The sequence below is a fragment of the Halomonas llamarensis genome (assembly GCF_023555005.1).
Lineage (GTDB): Bacteria > Pseudomonadota > Gammaproteobacteria > Pseudomonadales > Halomonadaceae > Vreelandella > Vreelandella llamarensis.
The window spans coordinates 1-25,686 of sequence record NZ_JAMJPJ010000032.1 but is presented as its reverse complement, the minus strand read 5'-3'; the positions used below and the strand labels follow the sequence as shown (position 1 = coordinate 25,686).

Below are 25,686 nucleotides of genomic sequence, written 5' to 3'. Positions count from 1 at the left end.
CAGCGCTTGGGTATGCCGGTATACTAGGTGCATCCGTAATAAGTACGTCTTGCGTCCCAGTAGCGCATAGCCGATGTTGGCGCCGCTGCGCGCGGAGGTGACGATAATTTCGATAAAAACCCAAGAGGTGGTGAGAGTGAAATTTAAGCTGATCATGAGCGGGCTGGCGGCCTTTGGCGTCATGGCAGGCACTTCAGGTGCTTTCGCCCAGGAAAACGCGGCGCGTGATGCCATGGCCGAGCGCTTAGCGCCTGCTGGCCAAGTGTGCTTGCAGGGCCAGGATTGCGGTACGGCTTCCGCTGCGCCGGCAGCTGCCGATAGCAGTGGCGGTGATATCGACGGTGAAGGCATTTACGGCAATGTGTGTAGTGCCTGCCACGAGACCGGTGCTGCAGGTGCTCCTGTTCGTGGTAACGAGGCCGCCTGGGCGGAGCGTACCGAACAAGGTTTCGCCACGCTGTTAGACCACGCTATTAACGGTATTGGCGCCATGCCGGCGAAAGGCGGTAACCCCAGTCTCTCTGATAAAGAAGTCGAAGCAGCGGTCGCCTATATGGTTGAGCCCGTTATGGAAGTACCTGAATTAGGTGGCGGCGATGAAGCCGCTTCTGAACAGGCAGCATCCGAAGAGGGAGCTGCTGGAGAGACCGCCGCGTCTGAGGGCGAAGCGGCAGGTGACGAAATGGCCGCCAGTGGAGACGACGCGGCAGCCTCCGAAGAAGCGAGTGGCGCTAGCGACTTAGACGGTGAAGCACTTTACGCAAGCGTAGGCTGTGCGGCGTGCCACGCATCAGGCGTCGCCGGTTCGCCAATGTTGGGCGATGCTGAAGCCTGGGCCCCGCGTATTGAGCAGGGTATGGATGCGCTATATCAGAGCGTGTTCAACGGCAAAGGGGCCATGCCGCCGCGTGGTGGCAGCAGCGCTTCCGATGAAGAAATCATGGCCGTCGTGGACTACATGGTTTCCCAAGCGCAGTAACACACTTTCGCCCGGTGATTTACGTGGCGGGATTAAAACGCTAAAACGTCTATCCACAGGCGGAGTTCTTAACCGCCTGTGGATATTTTTTTGTGCTTGTCCCAGTCGGTATCACTCAGCCTAGTAGCGAGCGGATACCTGCGAGTGCATCTTTACCCCGGGCCTGCTTTTTCTCGGGGTTTTCTTTGTCGGCGCGGCCTTCCCACTCCAAGTCGTCGGCGGGTAGTTCGTCGAGAAAACGGCTGGGCGTGCAGTCCAGTAGTTCGCCATAGGCTTTGCGTTGGCGGGCCAGGGTCAGTGTCAATGTACGTCGCGCGCGCGTAATCCCCACGTAGGCAAGGCGCCGCTCCTCCTCAACCGTACCCACTTCGACGGCGTTGCGGTGGGGCAATAAATCCTCTTCCAGCCCCATCAGGTAGACGTGGGGAAACTCCAACCCTTTAGAGGCATGCATGGTGAGAAGCTGTACTCGATCAGAATCATCCTCTTCGGCCTGTTGTTCGAGAATATCGCGCAGTACCAGGCGTGATATGGCCGCTTCGACGCCGTCGGTTTCGGTCTCAGTGGAAGGCGTACCGTCCTCCGGGTCGCGGTTGAGCGACTTTTCTAACTGATCGATTAATATCCATACATTGGCCATGCGACGCTCGGCGATCGTCGGTGCGCTGGCGTTTTGGTACAGCCACGCTTCGTAATCCATATCGCGAAGCATGTCGCGAATGGCGGCAATCGCGTCGTCTTGATCCATGCGCTTACGCACGCCGTCGATAAAGTGGGTAAAGCGCCCTAGGCGCTCAACCGCACGGGTCGGCAGCTGCTGCTCCAGCCCCAATTCATGGCAGGCGGCAAACAACGAAATGGAGCGCTCGGTCGCGTAGTTGGCGAGTTTTTCCAGCGTGCCGGGGCCGATTTCTCTGCGCGGCACGTTCACTATGCGTAAAAAGGCGTTATCGTCGGCGGGGTTAATCAAAAGGCGCAGGTACGCCATGGCGTCTTTGACCTCGTTGCGCGAGAAAAACGACTTACCGCCCGAGAGTTTGTAGGGAATTTGGTAGTGCTGCAGCTTGAGTTCTAAAAGCCGCGCTTGAAAGTTACCCCGGTAAAGCACGGCGAAATCGCGCCATTCAGCACGCTCTTTGATCCGCCGGGTGAATATTTCGCTGGCAACCCGTTCGGCTTCGGCTTCTTCGTGGCGGTTAACGATCACGCGAATCGGTGCGCCATCGCCCATTTCCGACCACAAGGTTTTTTCATAGACGTGGGGGTTGTTGGCAATCAACGTATTGGCCGAGCGCAAAATCGTACCGGTGGAGCGGTAGTTCTGTTCCAGCTTGATCACCTTCAAACGCGGGAAATCGTCGCCCAGGGTGATGAGGTTTTCCGGCCGCGCGCCTCGCCAGGCGTAAATCGATTGGTCATCGTCGCCGACTACGGTAAAAGTCGCCCGCTCTGTCATTAATAGCTTCACCAGCAGGTATTGAGAGACGTTGGTGTCCTGGTACTCATCCACCAGCATGTAATGGATTTTGCGCTGCCAACGGGCTAAGGCCTCGGGGTCGCGTTGTAGCAGGACCACGGGCAGCAGAATCAGGTCGTCAAAATCCACCGCGTTGTAAGCTTTTAAATGGCGTACGTAGGCTTCATACACCCTTGCGGCAAAGTGCTCGTTATCATCGGCAGCAAACGAGAGCGCGTCACCTGGCAGGACTAAGTCGTTCTTCCACTGGGAAATTTGATGCTGTACCGCATTGATCTGTTCGGCGTCGACCTGGGCATCTTTGTTCATTAAATCGCGCAGCAGTGCCTTGGCATCTTCCGGGTCGAAAAGCGAAAAGCCAGGTTTATAGCCTAGGGCTTTGAGTTCGCCACGAATGATATTGAGCCCCAGGGTGTGGAAGGTCGAGACGGTTAATCCGTGGCCTTCTTTGCCCTTTAGCATCTGCCCCACCCGCTCTTTCATTTCCCGGGCGGCCTTGTTGGTAAAGGTCACTGCGGCGATTTTGCGCGCGCTCATACCACACTCCTGCACCAAATAGGCAATTTTGGTGGTGATCACGCTGGTCTTGCCCGAACCCGCGCCGGCGAGCACCAGGCAGGGGCCGTCGATATAGCGTACGGCCTCCTGCTGACGCGGGTTTAAGCCGTTAAGTCGTTGGGCGATGCTCGGGTTCATGGCAGAATGCGTCCTTTACGTTTGGAAGGCAGACCGATGTTCGAAATTGCGCTGTTCGAGCCTAAAATGGCGCCCAATACCGGCAATATCATGCGTTTGGTGGCCAATAACGGCTGTCGGCTACATTTGATTGAACCGCTGGGCTTTGACCTAGAAGAGAAAAAGCTGCGCCGTGCCGGGTTGGACTACCGTGATATAGCCAATGTGACACGCTACGGGAATTTTACGGCGTTTTGTGCGGCGATGCAGGACCGCACTATCTGGGCGCTGACCACCCGCGGAACGCGCCCTTACAGCGAGGCGACCTTCGCGCCGGGCGATGTGCTGCTGTTTGGCTCGGAAACCGGCGGACTGTCGGTCTCTGTGCACGAACTCATCGCTCCCGAGCAGAAGCTGTTAATCCCCATGCAACCCAATAACCGTAGTCTAAATCTGTCCAATGCGGTGGCACTGGTAAGCTATGAAGCCTGGCGCCAGCAAGGCTTTGCCGGCGCCTCGGACGCATAGCCGTGATTATTCGACTCCGTAACGCGCCCGGTAGGCGCGAATTGCCTCGGCGTGGGGCTGCATCTCGGGCCCGGCGTGCGCTTCCAAATAGGCGAGCACCTGTGCCAGTGTCACAATACTGACGACGGGCATGCCGTAGGTTGCTTCCACTTCTTGGATCGCGCTCTGTTCGCCCTGGCCGCGCTCTTGGCGGTCGAGCGCGATAATCACGCCGCCCGCGCGGGCGCCGCTTTGCTCAATCAGCGCCATCACTTCGCGGATGGCGGTGCCAGCGGTGATGACATCGTCAATGATCAGAATATCACCGGCCAGCGCCGCCCCGACGATGTTGCCGCCTTCGCCATGGGTCTTGGCTTCTTTGCGGTTAAATGCGTAGGGCATGTCGCGGTCGTGGTGGTCGGCTAACGCCGCCGCGGTAACGGCTGCCAGCGGAATGCCTTTGTATGCCGGGCCGAACAGCACGTCGGCGTTAAGGCCGCTATCCATCATTGCCTGAGCATAAAAGCGGCCGAGCTTGGCAAGTGCGCGGCCGGTTTGAAATAGCCCGGCGTTGAAGAAATAGGGGCTTACGCGGCCCGACTTGAGTGTGAATTCGCCGAATTTCAACACGCCCTGTTCGATAGCGAAGGCGATAAACTCGCGTTGATACGGTTGTAAGGGGGCTGTCACAGAGATCCTCGCGATTTTTCGTGGGGGATTTACCCAAACGTCGAAACGTCGGGTATCATACAGCAGTGACGCAAAAGGGACGATTTATGAAAATTGCCAGCATCAATGTCAATGGTATTCGTGACGCCGTGGATCGGGGCTTCCTGGACTGGCTGGCTCAGCAGGATGCCGACGTGGTCTGCGTGCAGAACATTAAGGCAAAAAGTTTTGAATTGGGCGACCATATTCTCTACCCAGAAGGTTATGAAGGCTATTTTCTGGATGCCGAAGAGGATGGTTTTTCTGGGGTCGCGCTTTATTGCCGTAAGATTCCCAAAGCGATTATGTATGGCTTGGGCTTTCCGCAGTGCGACCATGAAGGGCGCTTTCTGCAGGCCGACTACGATCGGTTCAGTATTGCTTCGTTTTTGATGCCAGACGGCAGCGATCAAAAAGCCAAACACGCGTTTATGGAGCAGTACCAAGAGTACCTAAGTAAGATGGCGCGTAAGCGCCGCGAGTATATTATTTGCGGTACCTGGCACGTGGCCCATAAAACGCTCGATTTGGCCAATTGGTCCGATAATCAGCTGACTTCTGGTTTTCGTCCGGAAGAACGGGCGTGGATGGACCAAGTACTGGGCCCCATCGGGTTTATCGACACCTTCCGCGAGATCAACCGCGACGCGGGTGAATATACCTGGTGGCCAAAGCGTGACCAAGAGATGCCGCGTGAGCGTCAAGAGGGCTGGCGCATTGACTATCAGCTCGTAGGACCCAACTTCCGCCGCCACGTGCTGGATGCGTGGATCGATTACGATGCGACCTTCTCTGAGTTCGCGCCGCTGATCGTTGAATACGACCTCGATTTATAGCGCCATGTATTCTTGCGCTACGTTCCCGCGTCGCTGATACGCGTAGGCCAGCTTTTAAGCTGGCCTACGGCGTCTTAGTCGCTGTGAATCGCGTTAGCCGCGCATTTCCAGTGACTCACGCTGGTGCTGGGTCAACGCCTTACCCGTCTGCTCGGCCAAATCCAGCATGGCGTTAAGCTCAGTGCGGTTAAAGGTACCCGCCTCAGCGGTGCCTTGCACTTCGATCAGCTCACCGCTTTCAGTCATTACCACGTTCATATCGGTATCGGCTTGGCTGTCTTCTGGGTAGTCCAGATCCACCACTGGCACGCCTTTGTAAATACCCACCGAAATCGAGTTCACCAGCTGTATCAGTGGGTCACCTTTGATTTTCTTCTCCCGCTGCAGATAGCGAATCGCATCCACCAGCGCGACACAGCCGCCGGTAATCGCCGCCGTGCGCGTACCGCCGTCGGCCTGAATGACATCGCAATCCACGGTGATGGTGAACTCGCCGAGCTTTTTCAAATTCACCGCCGCGCGCAGGCTACGACCAATCAAGCGCTGAATCTCCAGTGTGCGCCCGCCCTGCTTTCCGCGGGTGGCCTCACGGCCGCTGCGCGAGTGGGTCGCGCGGGGCAGCATCCCGTATTCAGCGGTGACCCAGCCTTGGTTTTTGCCGCGTAGCCAGCGCGGCACACCGGCCTCAACGCTTGCGTTACACAGCACTTTGGTATCGCCAAACTCAATTAGGACCGAGCCTTCAGCATGGCGGGTATAACCGCGGGTTAAGCGGACTTCGCGCGGCGTGTCGGCCTCACGGCCACTGGGTCGAATCACCTCAGGACGCATAGCACCTCTCTTGAACAACATTAGGGGAAAGGCGCTCATTGTACACGTCTAAGCCCCCGGCTTTTACGATATCGGGTAGACTGGCAGCAATCCCATCCACCCCGCTACCCACCACAGGAGCCCACATGGTCACCGTATGCCGCGTACACAGTATGACCGCTTTCGCCCGCACCGAGCATGCCTATTCGTGGGGCACGCTGCAGGTGGAAATTCGCTCGGTGAACCAGCGCTACCTTGAGCCCCACTTTCGCCTACCTGATACCTTGCGCGACCAGGAGCCGGTGTTACGTGAAGCGCTTCGCCAGCGTTTAGCCCGGGGTAAAGTGGAATGTAGCGTGCGTTTCGAGCCTGCCGAGGCGAGCCAAGCGCCTGCGGTCAACACACAGCGTCTGGATGAAATTGCCGCCGCGCTTAACGCGATACAAGAGCGCCTTCCCAACGCGGCGGTTCCCACCACGCTTGAGCTTTTAAATCAGCCGGGGGTAATAGAAACCCAGCATCTTGACCAAGAGGCTGTTAAAACCGCCGCCCACGTGTTGTTTGATCAAGCGATTAATAGCCTGATAGAGGCCCGTGCCCGAGAAGGTGAAAAACTCGCCGAGATGATCATTACTCGCCTTGCCGCCGTCAGCGAACAGGTCGCCACCGTACGAGGCCTGCTGCCGCAGATTTTAGAGCGCCAGTGCGCCCAATTGCTGGAACGCTTAGACGTCGCCAAGACCGAGCTTGACCCCCAACGGCTGGAAGCCGAGCTGGTGCTGGTCGCGCAAAAAGCCGATGTCGATGAAGAACTTGACCGCCTAACGGCCCATGTCGAAGAAGTCAGCCGCCAACTGAAACAAAAAGGCCCCAAAGGCCGCCGTCTGGATTTTCTGATGCAGGAGCTTAACCGCGAAGCCAATACACTCTCGTCAAAGTCCGTGGTCGCTGAAACGACCCGCTGCGCGGTGGAGTTGAAGGTGCTGATCGAGCAGATGCGGGAACAGATTCAGAATATTGAGTAACTTCCCGTTAGATCCAGAGATGCTTATTACGCACTGATTTTATTGTTTTTGTATTATCCTGCCCAGTTGTGTCCCCTGTTACTGGGCAGGATCAAGTCGCTCGTACCCAGGTAAAGCAAACCCAGATAGTTCTTAACCACGTTGCTGGAACATACCCCTTGTGACGTCGCAAAGCGGCTATCGATGTTGTCGACGCCGGCGATTTCAAGATTCTGGTTGATGATCGAGAAGCCGTCATGATTGGTGAGGGTGCGACCGCTAGCGCGGAATTTGATGGCGGGCATAGAACAGTCCGGGTAAACGGCGATAATCGGATTATTTATTTAGTATCAGTTAGTTATAAAGATGTATAGGTGTTGATTTCACAAATAAGGCGTTCAGGAAAATAATTGCGATCGCGGTCACGTGTTCGTTATAATGTAAACAATAATAATTAATATTAAACAATTTAAAACCAAGGGATTTACATAAAAATGAAATTTAGCCTTTCTTCGCGCTCTGTTCCTCACTCTGCACTCGTCGTGCTGACATTCCTTATCACCGGCCCAACCCAGCTGGCGTTGGCTCAGACCCCGTCCTCGCCGACGCAATTGGGCGAAGATGCCCAGTCGTTGGACCCAATCACCGTATTTGGCGAAGTGGATACGTCGGCGCAGCGGGCGGTACAGTTGAAGGCTTCAGCGCCTAATTCGATCGAAGTCATCACAGCGGAACAGTTACAGCAATACAATGAGCAAGCCCTGGGTGACGCTCTACGCCGCGTGCCAGGCGTCACTTACGACGGTGCCAACCGCTCGCGTGAAGTTCGCTTGCGGGGCCTGCCAGGCGAGTATACCCAGGTGCTGGTTAATGGGCGGCCAATGATTGATGGTGAATCCAGGCGCAGCTTCGAAGTCGACCGTATTCCCACCGGGCTGGTAGAGCGGGTGGAGGTTGTTCGCTCGCCGCGGGCCAGCCTGCCGGGCCAGGGGGCGGCAGGCACGGTGAATATCATACTGAAAAACGGCGTCGAGCAGATGCCGCAATCCGAGCTTGCGGTCGGCGCCGGTTATCTGGAGGGCAATGGTGAGCAGGGTGAGCTGAGTTTTGCGACGGCTACCAAAGCGGGTCCTCTGGACGTCATGCTGGCTGGCTCTGTGCAGCGTTTTCGGCGCAGCGAGAGCAAGGATGAATTCGAGTTCGACGCCGGTGGATCGCCCGACGGCGGGGTTCTTGAGCTCAACGAGCGGCGCTTTGACCAGATCAATCTGATTCCGCGGCTGGCGCTGCAAACAGACCAGTTGGGGCGTTTCGAGTTTGATCCGTTTTACCTGCGCACCACGGAATTTCGTGATGATATCGAGACCGACCTGGAAGCGGATCAAGTGACGCTTAAACGGGTGAGCAACGAGAACCGCGAACGGGTACGTGAGAGTTATGGTTTTCGCGGGGGTTGGGAGCGCGAACTTAGCCCGTCCGCAAATTTGCGCCTGAATCTCGACTGGCAACGGGGAGAGACCGACACCGAACGTGACGAGACACGCCTCAACGCGGACGGCACGGTGGACCGGGAGCGCCAGCGGACTGAACTCATTGAACTCGAAATGACTCGCCCAGAGGCGATTCTGACAATGCAGGCCCAAGACCATTCACTAAGCTTTGGTGTCGGTGCGAGTTTGCGCGGGCATGATGAAACAAACGGCGAGATTCGCGATGGGGCTGCGCGTCCGCCACGCGAAGATCGGATATTCGAAATTGATGAGGATATTGTTTTCGCTTTCGCCGAGGATGTGTGGAACGTGCGTGATAATTTGAGAGTCACGGGCGGCCTGCGCCTGGAAGACTCGGAAACCGAAACGACGGATTTCTTCGGCGTCTCGACCGAAAACGATGCCGATTTCCTCTTGCCTTCTGTGAATGCCGTATTCAGCGCAACGCCACAGACAGATTTACGATTCGGTGTTGCGCGCACGCTGCGGCGCCCGGATCTGCGTGCCCTGTCGCCATCCATTGATGAAGAAGACGGCACAGCCGCTGACCCTGATATTCAGGGTAATCCACGGCAGGATCCGGAATCCATCTGGGGTCTGGATCTGGGGGTGGACCACTATTTTGCTGATAATCGTGGCCATGTGTCGCTCAACCTTTTTGAGCGGATGTTTGAGGATAAAATCGAAAAGTTTACTGAACAGGATGGTAATCGCTTTGTCGCCACCCCGCAGAACGTGGGCGATGCCCGAGCTAGGGGCATTGAACTTTCAGCGCGTGCACCACTTACTGGCATTGGCCTTGACGGTTTCACGCTTTGGGGCAACGCAGGCTATACCGACTCCAGCGTCGATGAAATCAGCGGCGGTTCTCGGCCTTTCCTCAATCAACCGGACGCCTTCGGCAACCTCGGCCTCGATTACTTTGTTGCGCCCTGGAACACGACCCTGGGCCTTGCGGTCAACCACGTCACGTCGGTTGATCAGACTCAGCAGCTCGACGGCGGTGGTTTTCTGGATCAGTCAATTGAGTCGCGCACGCGGCTGGATCTGTCCAGCAGTACCAAACTGGCTGATGGCCTGGACTTGACGTTAAGCATCACCAATCTGCTCGGCCAGACGGAAGACCGAGTCGATCAGATTCTGGATAATAGTGGCGCTGTTATCTCTACCACCCGCACCAGCGAGCCGACTTACCAGGCGGCGTTTGCGCGCCTGAACTGGACCTATTGACAGCGGCTGTTACCGTTTCCCGGTTTGAAAAGGGCGATTGAAACCGCTTTCGGGCAAGATTTCTGTTAATCTTGCCCGGATTTTTTTATCGACAATCCGGGATTGATTTCATTTTGAATGCTCTCCGCCGTTCCCTGGTTCAGGCACTGGCTCTCGGTCTCGTGGCCCCTTGGGCTTATGCGCGAGTCCTCCGCGACCCCGGTGATCTGGACGTTTCAGAAAATCAAAAGCGCATTGTTGCCCTCGATGCTTTCTTTGCGGAAATGCTGGCTGCAATGGGATTGCCGCCTGTGGCCATGACGATGCGTGCTGGCGGCACACCACCATCACACCTGGCAGACGCGCTGGGCGATGTTGCTTCGGTCGGATTACACAGTGTGCCCGACTACGAGGCGGTTATTGGTATACGGCCTGATCTCATCGTCGGGCAGGCTGCTCGATTTGCCACCGAGGCCTCTTTGCTGGAATCCATAGCACCAACGTTGCTACTGAACGAGCCGGCAGAAGACTGGCGCGAATTCATGATGGCATTGTCGAGCGGGCTGGGTCGGCGGGCTGAGGCTGAACAGGCGATCAGCGCCTATGATCGGCGCGTGGCAAACATGCGTGAATCCCTCGGCAATCGCGGGCGCCGGCCTACGGTGCTGCTATTGCGGGTGCGTCAGAAAGATATTCGAATTTACGGCGGTGAGCGGCGGGCAGGATTGGTGATGTATCGCGATCTTGGGCTGGAGCCCCATGCACTGACCCCGATGGATAAAAAGAACATTACCATTTCAATGGAGATCATCCCGCAGATCGACGCCGATGTTCTTCTGCTGATGGCCGAAGACGAGGCGCGCATGAGTTCCATCGAGCAATCCGAATTGTGGCGCCGGTTGCCAGCGGTACGGGCCGGGCGGGTCCATCGCGTTAACATGGCGTGGTGGAATCGGTCCGTTGGGCCTATCAGCTTTGGCCGCGTCCTCGATGATATCGGCAAGGTGTTCGGACTGTCCGCATGATATCTCAGAAACCCCTACGCGTGTCACTGGTGCTGGTGACGATGATCGGCCTTTGTGCCCTGTCGCTTGTACAGGGGGCAGGTAACGCTGACGCGACAACGCTTCTGGAAGCACTGAACGGCTTTGATTCGCAGAAAACGGATCATCTGGTTCTGCGGGATCTGCGCATACCCCGTGCGTTGGCGGCGTTAATGGTTGGGGCTGCTCTGGGCGTTGCCGGGGCCTTGATGCAGGGGGTGACACGCAACCCGCTGGCCAGCCCCACACTGATGGGGCTGAATGCGGGAGCTGGCCTGGGGCTGGCGTGCGTACTGGTCGTTGCGCCCGGAGCGCCCTTTGTCGCGCTGATTGCCAGTGCGTTCCTGGGGGCAGGCATTGGCGTGGGGCTTTCACTCGGGCTGGGGCTGGCAGCGGGTGGTGCGTCAGCGCCGCTGCGGCTGGCGCTGGCCGGTGCAGCAGTATCAGCGCTGTTGGGGGCGATAGGCAGTGGCGTGGTGATCGTTGGCGAAATCGCCCAGGATGTGCTTTTTTTCACCGCCGGTGGTGTGCAGGGAGTGGGCTGGGATGAACTTGGCCTGGCAGCGCCCTGGATCCTGATCGGGCTGTTGATTGCGTTGCTGGCCAGCTCTGCCGTATCGCTTTTGTCACTAGGGGAAGATGTCGCGGCCTCGCTGGGTGCGCGAGTCATCCTGACGCGCTCCGTTGCCGCAATCGCAACCCTGTTACTGGCCGGTGCCGCAGTCGCCATCGCCGGGCAGGTCGGCTTTATCGGGCTGGCCGCTCCCCATCTGGCCCGCTTCACCGTTGGCCAGGACTATCGCCGGATTATTCCAATGGCCGGGCTTATCGGAGCTACCCTGCTGGTTGCGGCCGATCTTGCTGCCCGCACGCTCAACCCGCCCCACGAAACGCCGGTAAGCCTTCTGACCGCGCTCATCGGCGCGCCCGTGTTGATCTGGATAGCGCGACGCAGCGCGCGCGTATTATGACAAAATCCATGAAAACAGTGTCGCCTATTGTCATCGTCGGGCTGGTCTTTTTGGCGTTGGCAACCTTATCGCTTGGCACCGGATCAATGCAGATTGATCCATCCGCGCTGTTCAGCGCGCTCCTGGGCACGGGTGATCCGGGCACTTCCCTGATTGTTTGGTCGATACGGTTGCCGCGTCTGGTGCTGGCAGCGCTTGCCGGAGCGTCGCTGGCGCTCGCGGGGGCGATTCTCCAGGGGATTACCCGGAATGGTCTTGCCGACCCCGGAATTTTGGGACTGACCGCCGGAGCAGGACTCGCGGTGACGGGTCTCATCTGGCTCCAATCCAATGGCATTGCCGTCGAGCCCCACTGGCGACCGGCCGTTGCTTTCGGGGGGGCCGCCTTCGCGGCGATGATCACCGCTGTCGCTGCGCGGCGGGACGGTGTGATTGCGCCCGTGCGCCTGCTGCTTGCCGGAATTGGCATGAACGCGCTGATTGGTGCGGCAACCTTGGTGATTGCCATGGGGCTTGATCGAGAGCTTTATAGTGCGGCAACAGTCTGGCTATCCGGCAGCCTGTCGGGGGCTGGCTGGTCGGCGAGCGCCACACTGGCTCCCTGGCTTGTCATCTTGGCGTTGGCATTGGCGGCGCAGACCCGGCAGCTTGATTTATTATCCCTTGATGACGAAACCGCGGCGGGCAGAGGGCTTGCGGTCGATCGCTGTCGGCTGCGTGTTGCTGCAATAGCGGTGGGTCTCGCTGGGGCAGGGGTGGCGTTTTCCGGCGGTATCGGCTTTGTCGGCCTTGTTGCGCCCCATATGGCGCGTCTTATGGTCGGGCCGAAACATGCGTTGGCGCTGCCGCTGGCGGCGCTTTGCGGGGCAGCGGTCACGGTTGCTGCTGACCTTATCGGCCGCACTGTCTTCGCGCCGGTAGAATTGCCAGCCGGGATCGTTGCTTCCGCTCTGGGGGCGCCCTGGTTCATCTGGCTCATGTGGAACGGAAAGGATATGAAAGGATGACGATCGAAGCCCGCCACCTTCACTTTCACTACGACAGCGAGACAGTGATCAACGATCTGTCGCTGTCGATCATCCCGGGCGAAATCACGGCGCTTGTAGGGCCGAACGGATCGGGTAAATCAACGTTGCTGAAGGCCCTGGCGCGCATTCTGCGCCCACAAAGCGGTGATGTGCTGTTGGAAGGCAAGCCGATCAGGTCTTGGTCAGCACGGGCTGTCGCCCGCAGGTTGGCCTTGCTGCCGCAATCTCCCGAAGCCCCCATGGGGCTCAGCGTGCGTGATCTCGCGGGTTATGGTCGCCACCCCTGGCGCCGGGCCTTTCAGGATTCGGGTCCACAGGATCGCGCGGCGGTGGACCGTGCGCTGGCACTCACTGGGATGACGTCGTTCGCAGACCGCATGCTGGGATCCCTGTCGGGTGGTCAGAGACAGCGTGCCTGGATTGCCATGGCTCTGTCGCAGGATACCGATGTCTTGATGCTTGACGAGCCAACCAGTTTTCTCGATATGGCTCATCAGGTCGAGTTGATGCAGCTTGTCGAGAGGCTGAATGCCGAAGAGGTGCGAACAATTGTCATCGTGCTACACGATCTCAATCAGGCCGCGAGAATCGCGCATCGCATGGTTGTGCTCGATCAGGGATCGATTACCGCCGATGGCAAGCCAGCGGAGGTAATGACGGCGCAGATGCTACGCCGGGTTTTCGGGGTCGAGTCAGACCTCATCTTGGATCCACGCAGGGGAACACCCCTGTGTTTACCTTATGCTGCCTGGTCCGGGGGGCCCAACCCCGAGCCCTGACTTTTGATTTCACACCATGTTTCGTGGTGTCAGAGCGCGGCGTTAGCGATTTGAAGCCGCCCACTTTTCTGTACTTGCCACGTTCGAAGAAGATGAAAACCGTACACGTCGTGGTCACGGTGCGGAAAACCTGGCGCTCTTGCGCACACTTGCGCTTAATCTCACCGAGAGAGAGCCCTCGACGGGCTCCAAAAAGGGAATACGCAAGAAAGCCGGTTGGGATGACGACTATTTACTCACCATCATTCAGCAGTTCGCCCAACTGCGATAGCCCTGCCTTTTTCCCGAACGCCGCAGCCTTTCAGTACGATGCGGGTTAGAAAAGCGGTGATCTCCTCGGTATCGTCTTCGTCGAGGGCGTCTTTGCCGGTGATGCCCAGCACCTGGGCTTCGAAGTCGGCGTAGTGCTGGGTCGACGACCAGATCAGAAAAATCAGCCAGACCGGGTTAACCGGGTCCATCAGGCCGCGTTCGGCCCATTGTTCAAAAACGCGCGCGCGGTCTTCTACCCATTCGCGCAGCTCGCCGTGCAGGTACTCTTGCAAAAAGGGTGCGCCGCCGAGGATTTCCGCGGCAAATAGCCGAGAGCCCTCCGGGTGGCGGCGCGAGAGTTCCACCTTGCGGCGAATGTACGCCGTCAGCACTTCGGCGGGGTCATCTTCTACCGAGATATCGTCGAGCAGTGCGTTCCAGCGTTTCATCATCCGCGCGAGTAGGCGCACATAAAGCGCCTGCTTGCTGCCCATGTAATAGAGCACATTGGATTTGGGCAGCCCCGCCGCCTCGGCGATGGCCTGCACACTCGCGCCGCGATAGCCGTGGCGGGAAAAGATATGCTCGGCGGCGGTAAGGATCATTTGCTCGTTGCGTGCGCGTGTGGCCTCGTTGCGTCTAACCGGTGTTTTAGTGGCGGCGTTGTCTTGCGACATATCGGCTCCTACTTTGGTGGCCCGAGACTTGCATTGTGGTATGGACTGACCCATGCTTGGGTATATTCCTGACCATTTGGTCAGCATGTGAGTTAATACCATGATCGACTTTCTGCTTAACGGACGGCCGCACCGCGCGCCCCACGCCGTTGACCCCCGAACGCTTAGAAGCCGCGCTTGGCGGCAATCTGTGCCGCTGCACCGGCTACCGGCCGATCCGCGACGCCGCCTTGACCATGAGCGAGCACCCGGCGCTGCGCCATGCGTGGTGGCGCCAGGCGCCGGAGCAGGCGAGCGCGGCGCAGACGAATGTTACACCACCCAGCGAGCGCTTTCTCCAACCGGCCACCTTGGCCGCGCTGCTTGCCGCCGAGGCACTGCGCGCGCAGGAGGCGCCGTGAACGCCGCTGAGACCTGGCACGCCGCACTCCACCGGCTACAGCGTGAGGGCCTGCCCCACGGTGCTGGCAACGCAAGTGACCAGCGCACGAGAAACTCGCCGCAGGCGAGACGGGGATGTCGCTTGAAGTTTTCGCTCGGTGGGCGCAGCGGCCAGTGCTGCGGCGGCTTTGTGAACGTATTGATTGAGGTCTTTCCGGGTAGCCTCACGACGTTGGCGCTATTTGGCGCCAGCCACGCCAGGGTGCTCTCGCTAGAGGGGAATATTGGCCGGTTGGCCGAAGGGATGGAGGCGGATTTCGTGGTGCTGGATTTGGCCACGACGCCGCTACTCGCGCGGCGCACCGCGTGCTGTGAAAGCCTTGCCGAGCGGCTGTTTGCCTTGATGATGCTCGGCGACGACCGAGTAATTTTTGAAACCTGGGCCAACGGCCACTGCCAGCACCGGCGCTGAACGGCCATCGATAAACTTTATACAAGGTTAGGGATAGCCCGCCGCACGCCAAAGGCCTTTCTGAGCTGCTCCAGGAAGGCCGAAGCTGACCCCAAAGCTATTGCGCTTTACACGGAACGTGAGCAGGGTCGGGACCAACGAAACCACTACATCCTTCAGTTCGGAACTGGTGCGTGCCCACTTCCTCAATGGCGGCAGCGGCGAAAAGGAAACCGCCCCGACCAGTGCCGGAAAGAAGCCATCACGGAAGAAGCGCTGAACGGATAGGTGGTAAACGGATAGAAAACCAACGCCTTAGCTTGAGAGAGCCAAGGCGTTTTTAGTTTTTAATATTGTAACTGTTCAGCTCACGCTGCCTGACTCTTTTCGTCCTGTCGCATAAAACGCAGGCACCTCACCGGCAAACAACTGCTCCAGTGCCGTGTGGGCCGCCAGGCCCTGCTTGACCGCCATCGAGAGGAAGCTGCGCATACGGCAGAAAATTTCCGCGCCTTCCCACGCGCGGAAGCAGCCCGATATCTTCTGCTGAACCTTGGTCATGCGCAGGTCACGCTCCCCCTGGTTGTTGGTGAAGGGCGCAGCGGGGTCTTCGAGGAAACGCAGCACGTCGTCCTCGTACGCCTGGAGGCGTTCGAGCAGGTTGCGTGCCTTGGTGCGTTTGGCACGACCGCGTTTTCCGGGCGGTGGTGGCGTCGGTGGCGGACATTCGGCGTCACCCTCCGCCAGGCAGTGTCGGTAACGCGTTCGCCACTGCTTGGCCTCCTCCGCCGAAAGGTAGCCTCCCGCCGCATCAACGGCGTGGTTCATCTCCAACAGCAGATCGTGCAGCGCCTTAGCCCAGGCTTGCGGGTCGTTTTCCCAGACACCGATCAGTTCACGCAGGTGGTGGGCATTACACAGCGCGTGACGGCAATCCGTGTAGCGGTAATAGGGCTTCCAGTGATCATGCACTAGCACCCCGTGGACGTGGGGCAGGATGCCGATGGCGTCCATGGCCTCCTGGCCACGCTTGGCATGCGGCGCCAAGCAGGTCAGGGCGTCATTCGAGGCACTGTGCAGCCAGTAGCGCTTGCCACCGATCTGTATACCGGTCTCGTCGGCATGCACGGTCGCGGCTTCACGTAGCGCTGGGGTGACCCACGCGGCAAACGCCTCGGCACGTTGGTAGGCCTCCTGGTTGAAGGCGAACAGCGTGCCGGTGCTTAGCCATAGATCGCACTGGGAGGCCAGCAATTCCCGAATGCGGGCATAGGGCAGCAGCTGGTACTGCGAGAGATAGACGACATGCGCCTTGAGGCGTGGGCCGTATTGGATGGGGCGAGTGACGTCGGCGGGAAACGGCGCCACATGGCGCCGCCCGAGGTCGTCTTCCAGTACCTCGGCCTGGTACTCGGTGACGATCGACTGGATGAGGATATCCTTGACCTGACGCTTCTCGATGTCGACCGCGCAATAGGTGCGCCCCTTGGGGAGCGTGCGACGATCAATCGGTAAGGAAACGACGTCGTCAGGATGATCGACCGGTGCCAATGTCGTTCCTTCATGCCCTGGCTGACCGCCGGGACGGCGGTTACCTTTAGTGCGTGAGCGGCGCTGGCGGTTAGGGTCCTGCGAGGGTGGCTTGCTGCTATTGCGACTGCTGGTCGCCAGCCGGTCCGCCATCAGCTTGACCAGCAGCATCAATACATCGATGGCAGAGCGCAGCGAAGGCGAGACCGTGTGGTCTTCCTTGAGCTGCTGCCGGACGCGTTCCAGGGCCTCGTCGACGTTAATATCACTGATGGTCATGTCACCGGATGAGAAAGTTGCCGAATGGCACTACTATGCCAGAGGAAACAGCAGGTTGGCGAGTAAAGCTTAGAACATGCTGAATAGTTACTAATCATTTACAGTGCTGAAGATCTATACACGCATTACTATGCGGCTACTCCAATACATATGGATGAGTGGCACTATTACCAAAATACAAATGACCATCGGCTATTATACCTTCGCTCCGCTATTGCATAGCGCCACTTCATTTCCTCTGTATCACAATCAATGACGAGGCAGCTAGCGCTCTTCTTCTGTGAATGTGAAGGGGGCTGCATCCATGTTGTGATTATTGCTTGAATTCCGAATCAAATGCCCATTAGCGTATCCCAAAAAGAAATGTTTCTTTCGCTATACTGTTTTTTAAAAATCATGCTGACGGGAGTCGATGTCTGATCAAACCCACAATCTTTGCTAAAAGAGTACGAGAATGCTAACTCATGATCATTGTGCTGTATGTTTAAGTTCTTATAATTGAAGTATGCCGTATACACACCATCCGACCCTTCCCTAAATGTGGTTTCAGAATTTTCTGAGATCAATAAAGTCTCTTCGGTTTCTAAGTTTTTTAAAACTATTGAATTCACGTTTACTAAACAGCTACTGTCCTGTTCGGTGGAAGAAGAAAACCAAAGCAGCATTTCATATGGGGCGTGGTATATGCCAGTTTCATTGTCGATGTTTTCCACTGTGCCGCGCAACTTTGCATGTATAAAACCAGTATTTAGGTGAATCTCAGGTTCTGTAAATTCATAATTTTTATATGTTTTCATGTTGCACCCTAGACACGTGAAAATCACCAATAACAGGAGCGTTAAGTTTTTTGATTTTAGCATTGATTATTTTCCCTGTGTTAAATGATCGTACGTGGTTGTGAAGCGCTGTAGGTTAAACATGTCTGACGGTGAAGTTCTAAACATATAGTATGGAAGTACATCTGCAACACCATGTGGAACTCCGCCCATGAAACGTGGGCCAAAAAAGTTATAAGTTCCCGCATTAGCCGGACCGGTCACAAGGTCGTCATTACAATCAAAAACTGCTTCACTACGGCCATTTGGGGAAACAAATTTTCGATTTCCATCATTGCCTTCACCCATGCGATGATAGATTGACTCTTCCGGTTTTAACTCCGTACAATCTTTAACATCAGTAATATCTGAAACAGGCTCATTCCAATAATTTCTTGTCCAGTTAACTACAGCAGTCCCCCCAACTACTGCTCCAGCAATGCATAATCCGAAGCAAGCTAACAACCCCAACGGATCCACCATCCCCGTCGGGTTGGTCACATAACCATACAAGTTCGTACCACCGTTGAGCCCAATCGGATCCTGACTGATATACCGACCCTGCTGCGGGTCGTAATAACGGTGACGGTTGTAGTAGAGCCCTGACTCTTCGTCGTGCCATTGACCCTGGAACCGGATCGGTTGTGTGAGGTTGCGTACGGCACGCTGCTTTTTGACCGCTGCCCAGTCGTCGGGGTCGGCGAGCCAGCGGGGTTGGCCGCTGGGGGTGACCAGTTGCATGGGGGTGCCGAGAGCGTCGGTGATATAGGCGCTGACTAGCTGGCCCTGTTGGGTATCGTCGATGCGCAGCATGGGCACAAAACTCCCCGGCTCGTAGACCACGGTAGTGCGCTGGTTCTCGGTTTCTTCCCGTACGATGCGATCACCGTCCCAGCCGTAGTGGGTGGTGGCTTTGGTGCCGTTGGGGTGGCGTACGGTTTTGCTGATGCGGCGGCCTAAGCCGTCGTAGCGGTAGCTGGCGTCGCGGGTTGCCCCTAGCTCGCTGGCGTGAGTGAGATGTACCAAGCGATTCGCGCCGTCATAGCCCAGGGTCAAGCGTTCGCCGTTGGGTTGTTGGCGTTCGATCAAGTTGCCTGCGCCGTCATAGCGGTAGCGCGCCCCGTTGAGTTGGGTGAGGCGGTTGTCCGTCAGTCCTTGCTGCTTGTCGACACCCTGCTCTAACCGATTACCGGCCGCGTCTACGCTATAGCGGTGGGCATGATCGCCGTGCTGGCTGCCGATCAAGCGTCCGGCAGCGTCGTAACTGTAAGCAATCACCTTAGAGGCGGAGTCACCTTCGAGGCTACGGAAGCTCATCCGGCCCAGGGCGTCGTACTGATAGCTTTGCTGGCTGGTGGTGTCCGGGCTGCGCAGGGTGAGGTGATCCAGCTGGCCGAGATGGGTGTAACCCCGTTCCAGCCTTAATGGTTGGTTATGCGCATTGGCGCGGGTGCTCAGGCGGCGCTGGGCCTCCCGGTGCAGGGCATCGGGTTCTAGGGCAATCTCAAGATCCAGGCCAGGGGCGCTCATGCCGTGCAGGTGGCCGCTGCCGTAGGTGTGCCAGTTAAGCGCGGATAGGTCGCCGAACTGACTGGCTTCGGGGGCGCCGGTGGCGGTGAGGGTGTGCTGGTGGTGCCACTGCCAGCCACTCTCACCTGCTAGGCCCGCATGTTGCTGCTGTTCGCCGATTAATCGCTGGGCTTCGCCGTAGTTGTTGGTAATGCTGATGAGCTGACCCTTTCACCGACCCAACGGAGGAAATGATTAATGATCATGCCCTGGCGGTACTCGTGGCGTTAAGCCTTCAGCACGCATCTGTTCGCGGACTTCGATCGGCGAAGGTGGCGGAAATTCAACGCCGCGTTCGACCATCATATCGCGTAGCTCAAGAAATTTATCACGAACCGGACTTGGCTGAAGCCGTTGAAGCACTCTATGAACTCCCCAGGCCGTGGTCACGCCATTTTCCATACGAGGATTGGGTTCTGCCCCTTGCTCAAGAAGATAAATGGCTATTTCAGGCTTGGTGCCAAGGGTACTATGGTCAAAGATACTGGAGCCTAGGCCATCACGCTTTCGAAAGTGAATATTCGCACCGTGCTGCACTAACAACTTCACGTGGTTGAGCGTCCCCATGGTAATTGCGCTAAAAAGTAATGGACTGCTTCTTTCAAAAGGGTTAGGTTCCCTAGAGTTGAGGGCACCAACGTTAGGCGATAGACCACCATCCAGCATGGCTTCCAGGTAGCGGGTATCCGATGATCTCAGAGCAAAGTGTATAGGCGTTCCGCTACCTTCATGCCCCCCCTCATCAGGATGAACACCGAGCTCAACCAGTGTTCGAACGGCATCGGTATTCTCCTGCAGCAGCGCAAACCACATCAGGGTGATCTGTTTATCGCCGCGGGCATGGAGGTCAATGCCTTGCTCAGCTCCTTGGCGAAGAGCGGTCATATCATTGCGTTCTATGGCTTTAGCCATTTCGAGCTGAGGGCCGGTAAAAAATTCACTGGCAGTATACGAGCGAGACATAGAAACTCCTTCAGAGGGTTGGCAACCCGTGATCAGTAGCCCTGCCAATAGTACGATTAAAATTCGCATGCAAAATAATAGCGTGTGCGTGATCCGCATAAAGTACCCTTTGGCGGCTAGCAATAGCGCCCCGTTGCTTCGGCAAGGTGGCGTTGATCAAAGGCTTTCTCAGCTTCCAGACCGTCAATCACTTGCGTCATGCTATGGCGATCTATACGGTTGATGCCGCGTCCCGGTAATTCATAAGGGGTGCCTGCCGCGTCAGGTAAGTTTTTTGCGAGCTGTTGTTGGCCCCACCCGGCAATGCCAAGTGTCGCAACCCCCGAATTTTGTTCCTGCATATTGGTTAGAACTTCTCCTCTTACGCGGTAGGCGGCAATATTTTCTTGCTCAGGAATATGCAGGGTGCCCCCATACCGCTCAACGGTTTTCGGGTTTAAGCCAGCTGAGTTAAAGGTGGTGGCATCCATGCCGCTAGCCCGCGAAGCAGCAGATGCCATACCACCGCCCAGCGAGTGGCCACTCATATCCACCTTGGCACCTGACCTATCAATATTGCGGCCTAATTCGACGGCGTTCTCATAATATTCAGAGTGAGTATCAAAAGCCTGTTGCGCATTATTTTTCCAATCTTCCCAGGAGGTCATGTTTGTGCCTTTAAACGCCAGGGTGGGGTTAATAGCATCGCCAAACACTTCAGGAACGGGCATGTAAAGGCCAGCTCCGAATTCACTTCCTTTTGGTTTTAACATGTCTGGATCTATTTCCATATCAGCAAGAATATTTTGGCCCATACTTGCATCACCCCACCCAATGGGCGCGGGCTGACTTGGGCCGTACACATGCTGTGCCAGTCTTGCATGCTCAACGGCGAGGTTATCGCGCTCAAAGCGTTCTGCGGTCGCTAACAGGTGCGCGCGCTGGTCACTGTATTTAGACAAACGGTTGGCTTTCTGTCGCGCGGCGGTTATTTGCTCCCGGCGGCACTGCCACCGCTGGGCTTTTTCGCGAAGCGCGGCTTCGGTCTCGCTTTCCATCTGTGCTTCTACATCGCTTTCCATATTGGCGCTTGGGTCTACTTCCTGCTCTGCTTGATTCTGACTTGCCATCCAGGCGGCTGCTGCAATGGCTGCACTTTCAAGCAGTGGATCTTGGTGTGGTTCTAGGGTGGCGTTATCGCTGACCTCCAGTGCTGCCTCGCCTGCTAACCGTGGGGATACGGCGGTTTGTCCACTGCCATTACCGGGGCTGCCACCGGCATTGATTTTGACTTGGGGGCCGACGATGGTAATGCCGCTGGCGTTAATCTTGATAAAGCTGCCACCGGCTTTTAGGGTGATTTCACCGTCGGCTTCAAGTACCGCTTTTTGCCCCGATTTGATATGCAGTTCCTGACCAGTTTCGCTTAGCCAAGCCTCTCCGGCGCGCATATGCAGGGTGCCTTCCACGCTTAAATGCTGGGCGCCTTCGGTGTGCTCAAAGCGGTGGCGGTGTACCGTGTGATGCTCGTCGTTATCGATCTCGCTGATGCGGTCGTTGTGCACCTTGAGGTGGCTGTCGCGTTTGATCTCCTCGGTGCGGTCGTTAAGCGTCAGCAGCTCCAGGTCTTTCTGGGCGTGGAGCCAGATCTGCTCTTGGTCGGTGGCGTCCTCAAAACGCAGTTCGTTAAAGCCGGCCGATTTATGGCTCTGGGTGCGGATCACCGTGCGGGTCTTGTGTTCCGGGAGCGGATAAGGCGGTGTATTGGACGCGTGATAGGTGCGCCCGGTGATCAGCGGCTGGTCCGGGTCAGCCTCCAAATGTGAAATTATCACCTCATGGCCGATCCGCGGGATCGCCATGCTGCCGTAGCCGCCGCCGGCCCAGCAGCTGGCGGTCTCGTTGGGTTCGGCGTAGCGATCCCAGGGGAACTGCACCTTGACCCGGCCGTACTCGTCGCAGTAAATCTCTTCGCCTTCCGGCCCCACCACAAAGGCAACCTGGGGGCCGTCGACACGCGGCTTGGGATTGGGCACCGGGCGGAAGATCTGCGCCTTGGGCATGATCACCAGCTCGTTATAATAGCGGGTCATCTGCTCGCTACTGTCATGGCTGCAGCTTTTTGGGAGGCCATACCTTGGCTTAAATCAGTAGGCAAATGATAAACTTAACGGTGATGAGTCAACGTTTTACGGCTCCTTGATTGAATATACGGCCCCTTCAAACGTGCCAAATAAAAGGCCATTTGACGACGAAACGATTGGCGTAAATACGTCTCCTTCAATCTCAAAGGACCACGCTAATCGGCCATCCGCTCGGTGCATCGCAACGACCCTATTCCCGGCATATGAAAGATAAACCCTCCCGCCGTGAATTAAGGGAGTATGCCGAACAAATCCTTCGTTATCATGGCTCCATATGCTTTTTCCTGAGTTCAAGTCTAGGGAGTGAAAGCTGCTCTCCTGGCCCTTTTCAGTACCCAGAAAGATGCAGCAATCATCCACTACGACAGAAGAGCGAGAGATACCATGTAAGGGAGCTTCCCAGTTTTTTGTTCCATCAATGCTATAGGAGTAAATAAAAGGTTCCTCCCGATTGCCTGAGGTGAAAATAAAATTGTCTTCATGAAGTGCTATAGCCACCCCACCAGGATTGTAGTTAGCTTCGACGTCGCTCTTGTAGGAAAAAATAATTTCCCCTGACACTGCATCCAATGCATAGACATCGGTGGTGCGCTCTTGGAAATAAACTAACCCGTCTTTAGAGGAAAGCCCCCCAAAAAAATCGACAGGAGAAAGTTGCCAACGCTCCTCTCCTGACAAGGCATCTACTGCGTAAACTTCATTTCTGGTTGAAAAAAAAACGTTACCAGCGTGTGTTGTGATGCCCCAAATTCCAGAAAAAGCATCTGTACTATATGACCAAACCTCCTCCCCTGTGTGCTTGTTTAGAGCAACGACTTTACCTCCATATGTGCGAGATGATTCGGTTATTAACCCCTCTCCAAAAAAAATTAGACTTTCATTTAGTGCTATATTGCTGCCACGTTCGTCAAATACGTCCGATGACCATATTAGTGAACCATCATGCTCATCAACGGCATACAGTGTCCCTTCATATGTCGAGAAAAAGACCATGCCATCGGACACTATTATAGGAGACTGTATAGGGTTACCGTCTCCACTGAGACCTACACTTAAAAATTCTTCTTTTGTATAGCTTGATGGCGCTTCAAAAACCCAGTTTATGATTGGTTCTTCGTTTTGGTTTTCTACCCCCGATGCCAATAGAGGCCAGCAGAAAACAGTAGCTATCAAGACTGCACAGGTATGTTTATTCAACATAATCAACGTGACCTTTTTCCGTTCCAAGGAGGTGTCGCTGGGAAGTCGCAATGCTCAAATAGTGTTTTCATCACTCTCGTTGTTGGTTCGTTAGCTTCATTAATACCTCGTATTTCTTCTGTGATCTCCAGGCTTCTGCGATTTTCTTCGTGTGCGTTACCATCCATACAGCGATTAACTCTCCGGCTGATTTCTTCATCACTAGCGCGAGTAGTAGCTAAAAGATTTTGTTCTAGTCGCTCGCAATAACGTTCATCGCTTTGTCTGTTTTGCTCGTTTACTGCTCTCCAATCATCGTCGATCTCGCCTATTTGTTCCTCCATAGCATCCCGAGTCGTTGTTCCAACATAACAAACACCTTGCTCGATGACCCAGACTTTAGAAAATTTCGGACTCAACCCCAGCGGATCCACCATCCCCGTCGGATTGGTCACGTAGCCATAAAGGTTCGTACCACCTCTCAACCCAATCGGATCCTGACTGATATACCGCCCTTGCTGCGGGTCGTAGTACCGGTGACGGTTGTAGTAAAGCCCGCTCTCTTCGTCGTGCCACTGGCCTTGGAACCGGATCGGTTGGGTGAGGTGGCGTACGGCGCGTTGTTTTTTCACCGCTGCCCAGTCGTCGGGGTCGGCGAGCCAGCGGGGTTGGCCGCTGGGGGTGACCAGTTGCATGGGGGTGCCGAGAGCGTCGGTGATATAGGCGCTGACTAGCTGGCCCTGTTGGGTATCGTCGATTCTGAGCATGGGCACAAAACTGCCCGGCTCGTAGACCACGGTGGTGCGCTGGTCGTCTGTTTCTTCCCGTACGATACGGTCGCCGTCCCAGCCGTAGTGGGTGGTGGTGGCGGTGCCGTTGGGGTGGCGTACGGTTTTGCTGATGCGGCGGCCTAAGCCGTCGTAGCGGTAGCTGGCGTCGCGGGTTGCCCCTAGCTCGCTGGCGTGAGTGAGATGTACCAAGCGATTCGCGCCGTCATAGCCCAGGGTCAAGCGTTCGCCGTTGGGTTGTTGGCGTTCGATCAGGTTACCGGCGCCGTCATAGCGGTAGCGCGCCCCGTTGAGTTGGGTGAGGCGGTTGTCCGTCAGTCCTTGCTGCTTGTCGGCCCCCTGCTCTAACCGATTACCGGCCGCGTCTACGCTATAGCGGTGGGCGTAGTCGCCGTGCTGGCTGCCGATCAAGCGTCCGGCAGCGTCGTAACTGTAAGCAATCACCTTAGAGGCGGAGTCACCTTCGAGGCTACGGAAGCTCATCCGGCCCAGGGCGTCGTACTGATAGCTTTGCTGGCTGGTGGTGTCCGGGCTGCGCAGGGTGAGGTGATCCAGCTGGCCCAGCTCTGTGTAACCGCGCTCCAGCATTAAAGGTTGGTTGTGCGCATTGGCACCGGTGCTGAGACGGCGCTGGGTTTCCCGGTGCAGGGCATCGGGTTCCAGGGCGATTTCCAGATCCAGGCCGGGGGCGCTCATGCCGTGCAGGTGGCCGCTGCCGTAGGTGTGCCAATTAAGCGCCGGGAGGTCGCCGAACTGGCTGGCCTCTGGCGCGCCGGTGGCGGTGAGGGTGTGCTGGTGTTGCCAGCTCCAACCACTCTTTCCTGCATGTTGCTGCTGTTCGCCGATCAGTCGCTGGGCGTGGTCGTAGCTAAAAGTCACCTCGCCATTATCGTTGGTGACGCTGAGTAGCTGGCCCGTGTTGCCCAAAACAGTATTGCCCCACTGGTACTGCTCCGTGCTGGCCGGGGCGTGTTCGGTGGCGGGCAAGTGGCGCGCCGTCAGTCTACCGGCTTGGTCATAGTCGTAACGTGTCACCAGCGGCTGGCCGTCGGGGCCGGGGCGATTGGCTTCGATGCGTTCGATCAGTCGCCCGGCGTCATCGTAGCGGTACTGCTGCTCGCGGCCATCGGGGCCGGTCTCGCTGGCGAGGCGATCCATGTCGT

At 56.8% G+C, this 25,686-nt stretch carries 21 protein-coding genes and 2 pseudogenes; 10 read left to right on the top strand and 13 right to left on the bottom strand.

The annotated features are described in order from the left end of the window. The first annotated feature begins 136 nt into the window (after positions 1–136). A complete protein-coding gene (locus M8006_RS14760; RefSeq protein WP_250083496.1) occupies positions 137–979 on the top strand; it encodes a c-type cytochrome in 843 nt (280 codons plus the stop codon). A 115-nt stretch (positions 980–1,094) separates the two neighbouring features. Here the strand turns inward: M8006_RS14760 and rep are convergent, their stop codons facing one another. After that, complete coding sequence (rep, locus tag M8006_RS14755; RefSeq protein WP_250083494.1) at positions 1,095–3,152, bottom strand: DNA helicase Rep; 2,058 nt, start codon at positions 3,150–3,152, stop codon at positions 1,095–1,097. Between the two features lie 36 nt (positions 3,153–3,188). Between rep and M8006_RS14750 the strand changes: the two genes are divergently transcribed. Beyond that, positions 3,189–3,659 carry a tRNA (cytidine(34)-2'-O)-methyltransferase gene (locus M8006_RS14750; RefSeq protein WP_250083492.1) on the top strand — a complete coding sequence of 157 codons (471 nt, stop codon included), beginning with the start codon at positions 3,189–3,191 and terminating at the stop codon, positions 3,657–3,659. A gap of 6 nt (positions 3,660–3,665) precedes the next feature. Here M8006_RS14750 and pyrE read toward each other — a convergent pair whose 3' ends face one another. Continuing rightward, positions 3,666–4,328, bottom strand: a complete 663-nt coding sequence (gene pyrE, locus M8006_RS14745) for an orotate phosphoribosyltransferase (RefSeq protein ID WP_250083490.1) — start codon at positions 4,326–4,328, stop codon at positions 3,666–3,668. A gap of 86 nt (positions 4,329–4,414) precedes the next feature. On the opposite strand from pyrE, the gene M8006_RS14740 reads away from it, so the two are divergent. After that, positions 4,415–5,182 (top strand): exodeoxyribonuclease III, encoded by a 768-nt coding sequence (locus M8006_RS14740; protein ID WP_250083488.1) that lies wholly within the window; start codon positions 4,415–4,417, stop codon positions 5,180–5,182. 93 nt (positions 5,183–5,275) lie between these two features. Here the strand turns inward: M8006_RS14740 and rph are convergent, their stop codons facing one another. Beyond that, positions 5,276–6,013 (bottom strand): ribonuclease PH, encoded by a 738-nt coding sequence (rph, locus tag M8006_RS14735; RefSeq protein ID WP_250083487.1) that lies wholly within the window; start codon positions 6,011–6,013, stop codon positions 5,276–5,278. A 125-nt stretch (positions 6,014–6,138) separates the two neighbouring features. Here rph and M8006_RS14730 point away from each other — a divergent pair, with 125 nt between their 5' ends. Continuing rightward, positions 6,139–7,017: a YicC/YloC family endoribonuclease gene (locus tag M8006_RS14730; protein WP_250083486.1), complete on the top strand. Its 879-nt coding sequence runs from the start codon at positions 6,139–6,141 to the stop codon at positions 7,015–7,017. A 53-nt stretch (positions 7,018–7,070) separates the two neighbouring features. Here M8006_RS14730 and M8006_RS14725 read toward each other — a convergent pair whose 3' ends face one another. Further along, complete coding sequence (locus M8006_RS14725) at positions 7,071–7,301, bottom strand: hypothetical protein (RefSeq protein WP_250083484.1); 231 nt, start codon at positions 7,299–7,301, stop codon at positions 7,071–7,073. Between the two features lie 189 nt (positions 7,302–7,490). On the opposite strand from M8006_RS14725, the gene M8006_RS14720 reads away from it, so the two are divergent. From M8006_RS14720 to M8006_RS14700, 5 genes are all read left to right on the top strand, one after another. After that, on the top strand, positions 7,491–9,716 hold the full coding sequence (locus M8006_RS14720) for a TonB-dependent receptor plug domain-containing protein (protein ID WP_250083482.1): 2,226 nt from the start codon (positions 7,491–7,493) through the stop codon (positions 9,714–9,716). Between the two features lie 71 nt (positions 9,717–9,787). Further along, positions 9,788–10,720, top strand: a complete 933-nt coding sequence (locus tag M8006_RS14715; protein WP_250083480.1) for an iron-siderophore ABC transporter substrate-binding protein — start codon at positions 9,788–9,790, stop codon at positions 10,718–10,720. Next, positions 10,717–11,709, top strand: a complete 993-nt coding sequence (locus M8006_RS14710) for a FecCD family ABC transporter permease (protein WP_250083478.1) — start codon at positions 10,717–10,719, stop codon at positions 11,707–11,709. The genes M8006_RS14715 and M8006_RS14710 overlap by 4 nt, the downstream gene beginning before the upstream one ends. Next, positions 11,706–12,716, top strand: a complete 1,011-nt coding sequence (locus tag M8006_RS14705; protein WP_250083476.1) for a FecCD family ABC transporter permease — start codon at positions 11,706–11,708, stop codon at positions 12,714–12,716. The genes M8006_RS14710 and M8006_RS14705 overlap by 4 nt, the downstream gene beginning before the upstream one ends. Continuing rightward, positions 12,713–13,516: an ABC transporter ATP-binding protein gene (locus M8006_RS14700; RefSeq protein WP_250083474.1), complete on the top strand. Its 804-nt coding sequence runs from the start codon at positions 12,713–12,715 to the stop codon at positions 13,514–13,516. Before M8006_RS14705 ends, M8006_RS14700 begins: the two co-directional genes overlap by 4 nt. 242 nt (positions 13,517–13,758) lie before the next feature. On the opposite strand, the gene M8006_RS14690 is transcribed toward M8006_RS14700, so the two are convergent. Then, positions 13,759–14,445, bottom strand: a complete 687-nt coding sequence (locus tag M8006_RS14690) for a TetR/AcrR family transcriptional regulator (RefSeq protein ID WP_250083472.1) — start codon at positions 14,443–14,445, stop codon at positions 13,759–13,761. 100 nt (positions 14,446–14,545) lie between these two features. Between M8006_RS14690 and M8006_RS18445 the strand changes: the two genes are divergently transcribed. Continuing rightward, positions 14,546–15,298 (top strand): hypothetical protein, encoded by a 753-nt coding sequence (locus M8006_RS18445; RefSeq protein ID WP_430886838.1) that lies wholly within the window; start codon positions 14,546–14,548, stop codon positions 15,296–15,298. A gap of 342 nt (positions 15,299–15,640) precedes the next feature. Here the strand turns inward: M8006_RS18445 and tnpC are convergent, their stop codons facing one another. The 8 genes and pseudogenes from tnpC to M8006_RS14640 form a co-directional block, all read right to left on the bottom strand. Further along, positions 15,641–17,086 (bottom strand): IS66 family transposase, encoded by a 1,446-nt coding sequence (gene tnpC, locus M8006_RS14670; RefSeq protein WP_250083470.1) that lies wholly within the window; start codon positions 17,084–17,086, stop codon positions 15,641–15,643. 332 nt (positions 17,087–17,418) lie between these two features. Beyond that, on the bottom strand, positions 17,419–17,883 hold the full coding sequence (locus M8006_RS14665) for a hypothetical protein (RefSeq protein ID WP_250083468.1): 465 nt from the start codon (positions 17,881–17,883) through the stop codon (positions 17,419–17,421). A gap of 66 nt (positions 17,884–17,949) precedes the next feature. Further along, entirely contained in the window at positions 17,950–19,431 is a 1,482-nt protein-coding gene (locus M8006_RS14660) for an RHS repeat-associated core domain-containing protein (RefSeq protein ID WP_250083466.1), read from the bottom strand. Between the two features lie 234 nt (positions 19,432–19,665). After that, positions 19,666–20,433: an ankyrin repeat domain-containing protein gene (locus M8006_RS14655; protein ID WP_250083464.1), complete on the bottom strand. Its 768-nt coding sequence runs from the start codon at positions 20,431–20,433 to the stop codon at positions 19,666–19,668. A 116-nt stretch (positions 20,434–20,549) separates the two neighbouring features. Further along, positions 20,550–21,287: pseudogene (locus tag M8006_RS18545) on the bottom strand (Tle-like phospholipase domain-containing protein); the annotation flags it as partial. 321 nt (positions 21,288–21,608) lie between these two features. Then, a pseudogene (locus M8006_RS14650) lies at positions 21,609–22,520 on the bottom strand (type VI secretion system Vgr family protein); the annotation flags it as partial. Positions 22,521–22,601: 81 nt separating this feature from the next. Further along, a complete protein-coding gene (locus M8006_RS14645; protein WP_250083462.1) occupies positions 22,602–23,756 on the bottom strand; it encodes an outer membrane protein assembly factor BamB family protein in 1,155 nt (384 codons plus the stop codon). Positions 23,757–23,758: 2 nt separating this feature from the next. Then, positions 23,759–25,686: RHS repeat-associated core domain-containing protein (locus tag M8006_RS14640; protein ID WP_284047075.1), on the bottom strand; the 1,928-nt coding region annotated here is incomplete at its 5' end.

Excerpts from the sequence above, each read along its gene's own strand:
- rph (WP_250083487.1), bottom strand. The coding sequence starts at position 6,013 with ATGCGTCCTGAGGTGATTCGACCCAGTGGCCGTGAGGCCGACACGCCG.
- M8006_RS14645 (WP_250083462.1), bottom strand. The coding sequence starts at position 23,756 with ATGTTGAATAAACATACCTGTGCAGTCTTGATAGCTACTGTTTTCTGC.
- M8006_RS14720 (WP_250083482.1), top strand. The coding sequence starts at position 7,491 with ATGAAATTTAGCCTTTCTTCGCGCTCTGTTCCTCACTCTGCACTCGTC.
- M8006_RS14740 (WP_250083488.1), top strand. The coding sequence starts at position 4,415 with ATGAAAATTGCCAGCATCAATGTCAATGGTATTCGTGACGCCGTGGAT.
- M8006_RS14730 (WP_250083486.1), top strand. The coding sequence starts at position 6,139 with ATGGTCACCGTATGCCGCGTACACAGTATGACCGCTTTCGCCCGCACC.
- rep (WP_250083494.1), bottom strand. The coding sequence starts at position 3,152 with ATGAACCCGAGCATCGCCCAACGACTTAACGGCTTAAACCCGCGTCAG.
- M8006_RS14705 (WP_250083476.1), top strand. The coding sequence starts at position 11,706 with ATGACAAAATCCATGAAAACAGTGTCGCCTATTGTCATCGTCGGGCTG.
- M8006_RS14660 (WP_250083466.1), bottom strand. The coding sequence starts at position 19,431 with ATGAGCGCCCCTGGCCTGGATCTTGAGATTGCCCTAGAACCCGATGCC.
- M8006_RS14700 (WP_250083474.1), top strand. The coding sequence starts at position 12,713 with ATGACGATCGAAGCCCGCCACCTTCACTTTCACTACGACAGCGAGACA.
- M8006_RS18445 (WP_430886838.1), top strand. The coding sequence starts at position 14,546 with ATGATCGACTTTCTGCTTAACGGACGGCCGCACCGCGCGCCCCACGCC.
- M8006_RS14655 (WP_250083464.1), bottom strand. The coding sequence starts at position 20,433 with ATGTCTCGCTCGTATACTGCCAGTGAATTTTTTACCGGCCCTCAGCTC.
- tnpC (WP_250083470.1), bottom strand. The coding sequence starts at position 17,086 with ATGACCATCAGTGATATTAACGTCGACGAGGCCCTGGAACGCGTCCGG.
- M8006_RS14750 (WP_250083492.1), top strand. The coding sequence starts at position 3,189 with ATGTTCGAAATTGCGCTGTTCGAGCCTAAAATGGCGCCCAATACCGGC.
- M8006_RS14665 (WP_250083468.1), bottom strand. The coding sequence starts at position 17,883 with ATGAAAACATATAAAAATTATGAATTTACAGAACCTGAGATTCACCTA.
- M8006_RS14725 (WP_250083484.1), bottom strand. The coding sequence starts at position 7,301 with ATGCCCGCCATCAAATTCCGCGCTAGCGGTCGCACCCTCACCAATCAT.
- M8006_RS14710 (WP_250083478.1), top strand. The coding sequence starts at position 10,717 with ATGATATCTCAGAAACCCCTACGCGTGTCACTGGTGCTGGTGACGATG.
- M8006_RS14690 (WP_250083472.1), bottom strand. The coding sequence starts at position 14,445 with ATGTCGCAAGACAACGCCGCCACTAAAACACCGGTTAGACGCAACGAG.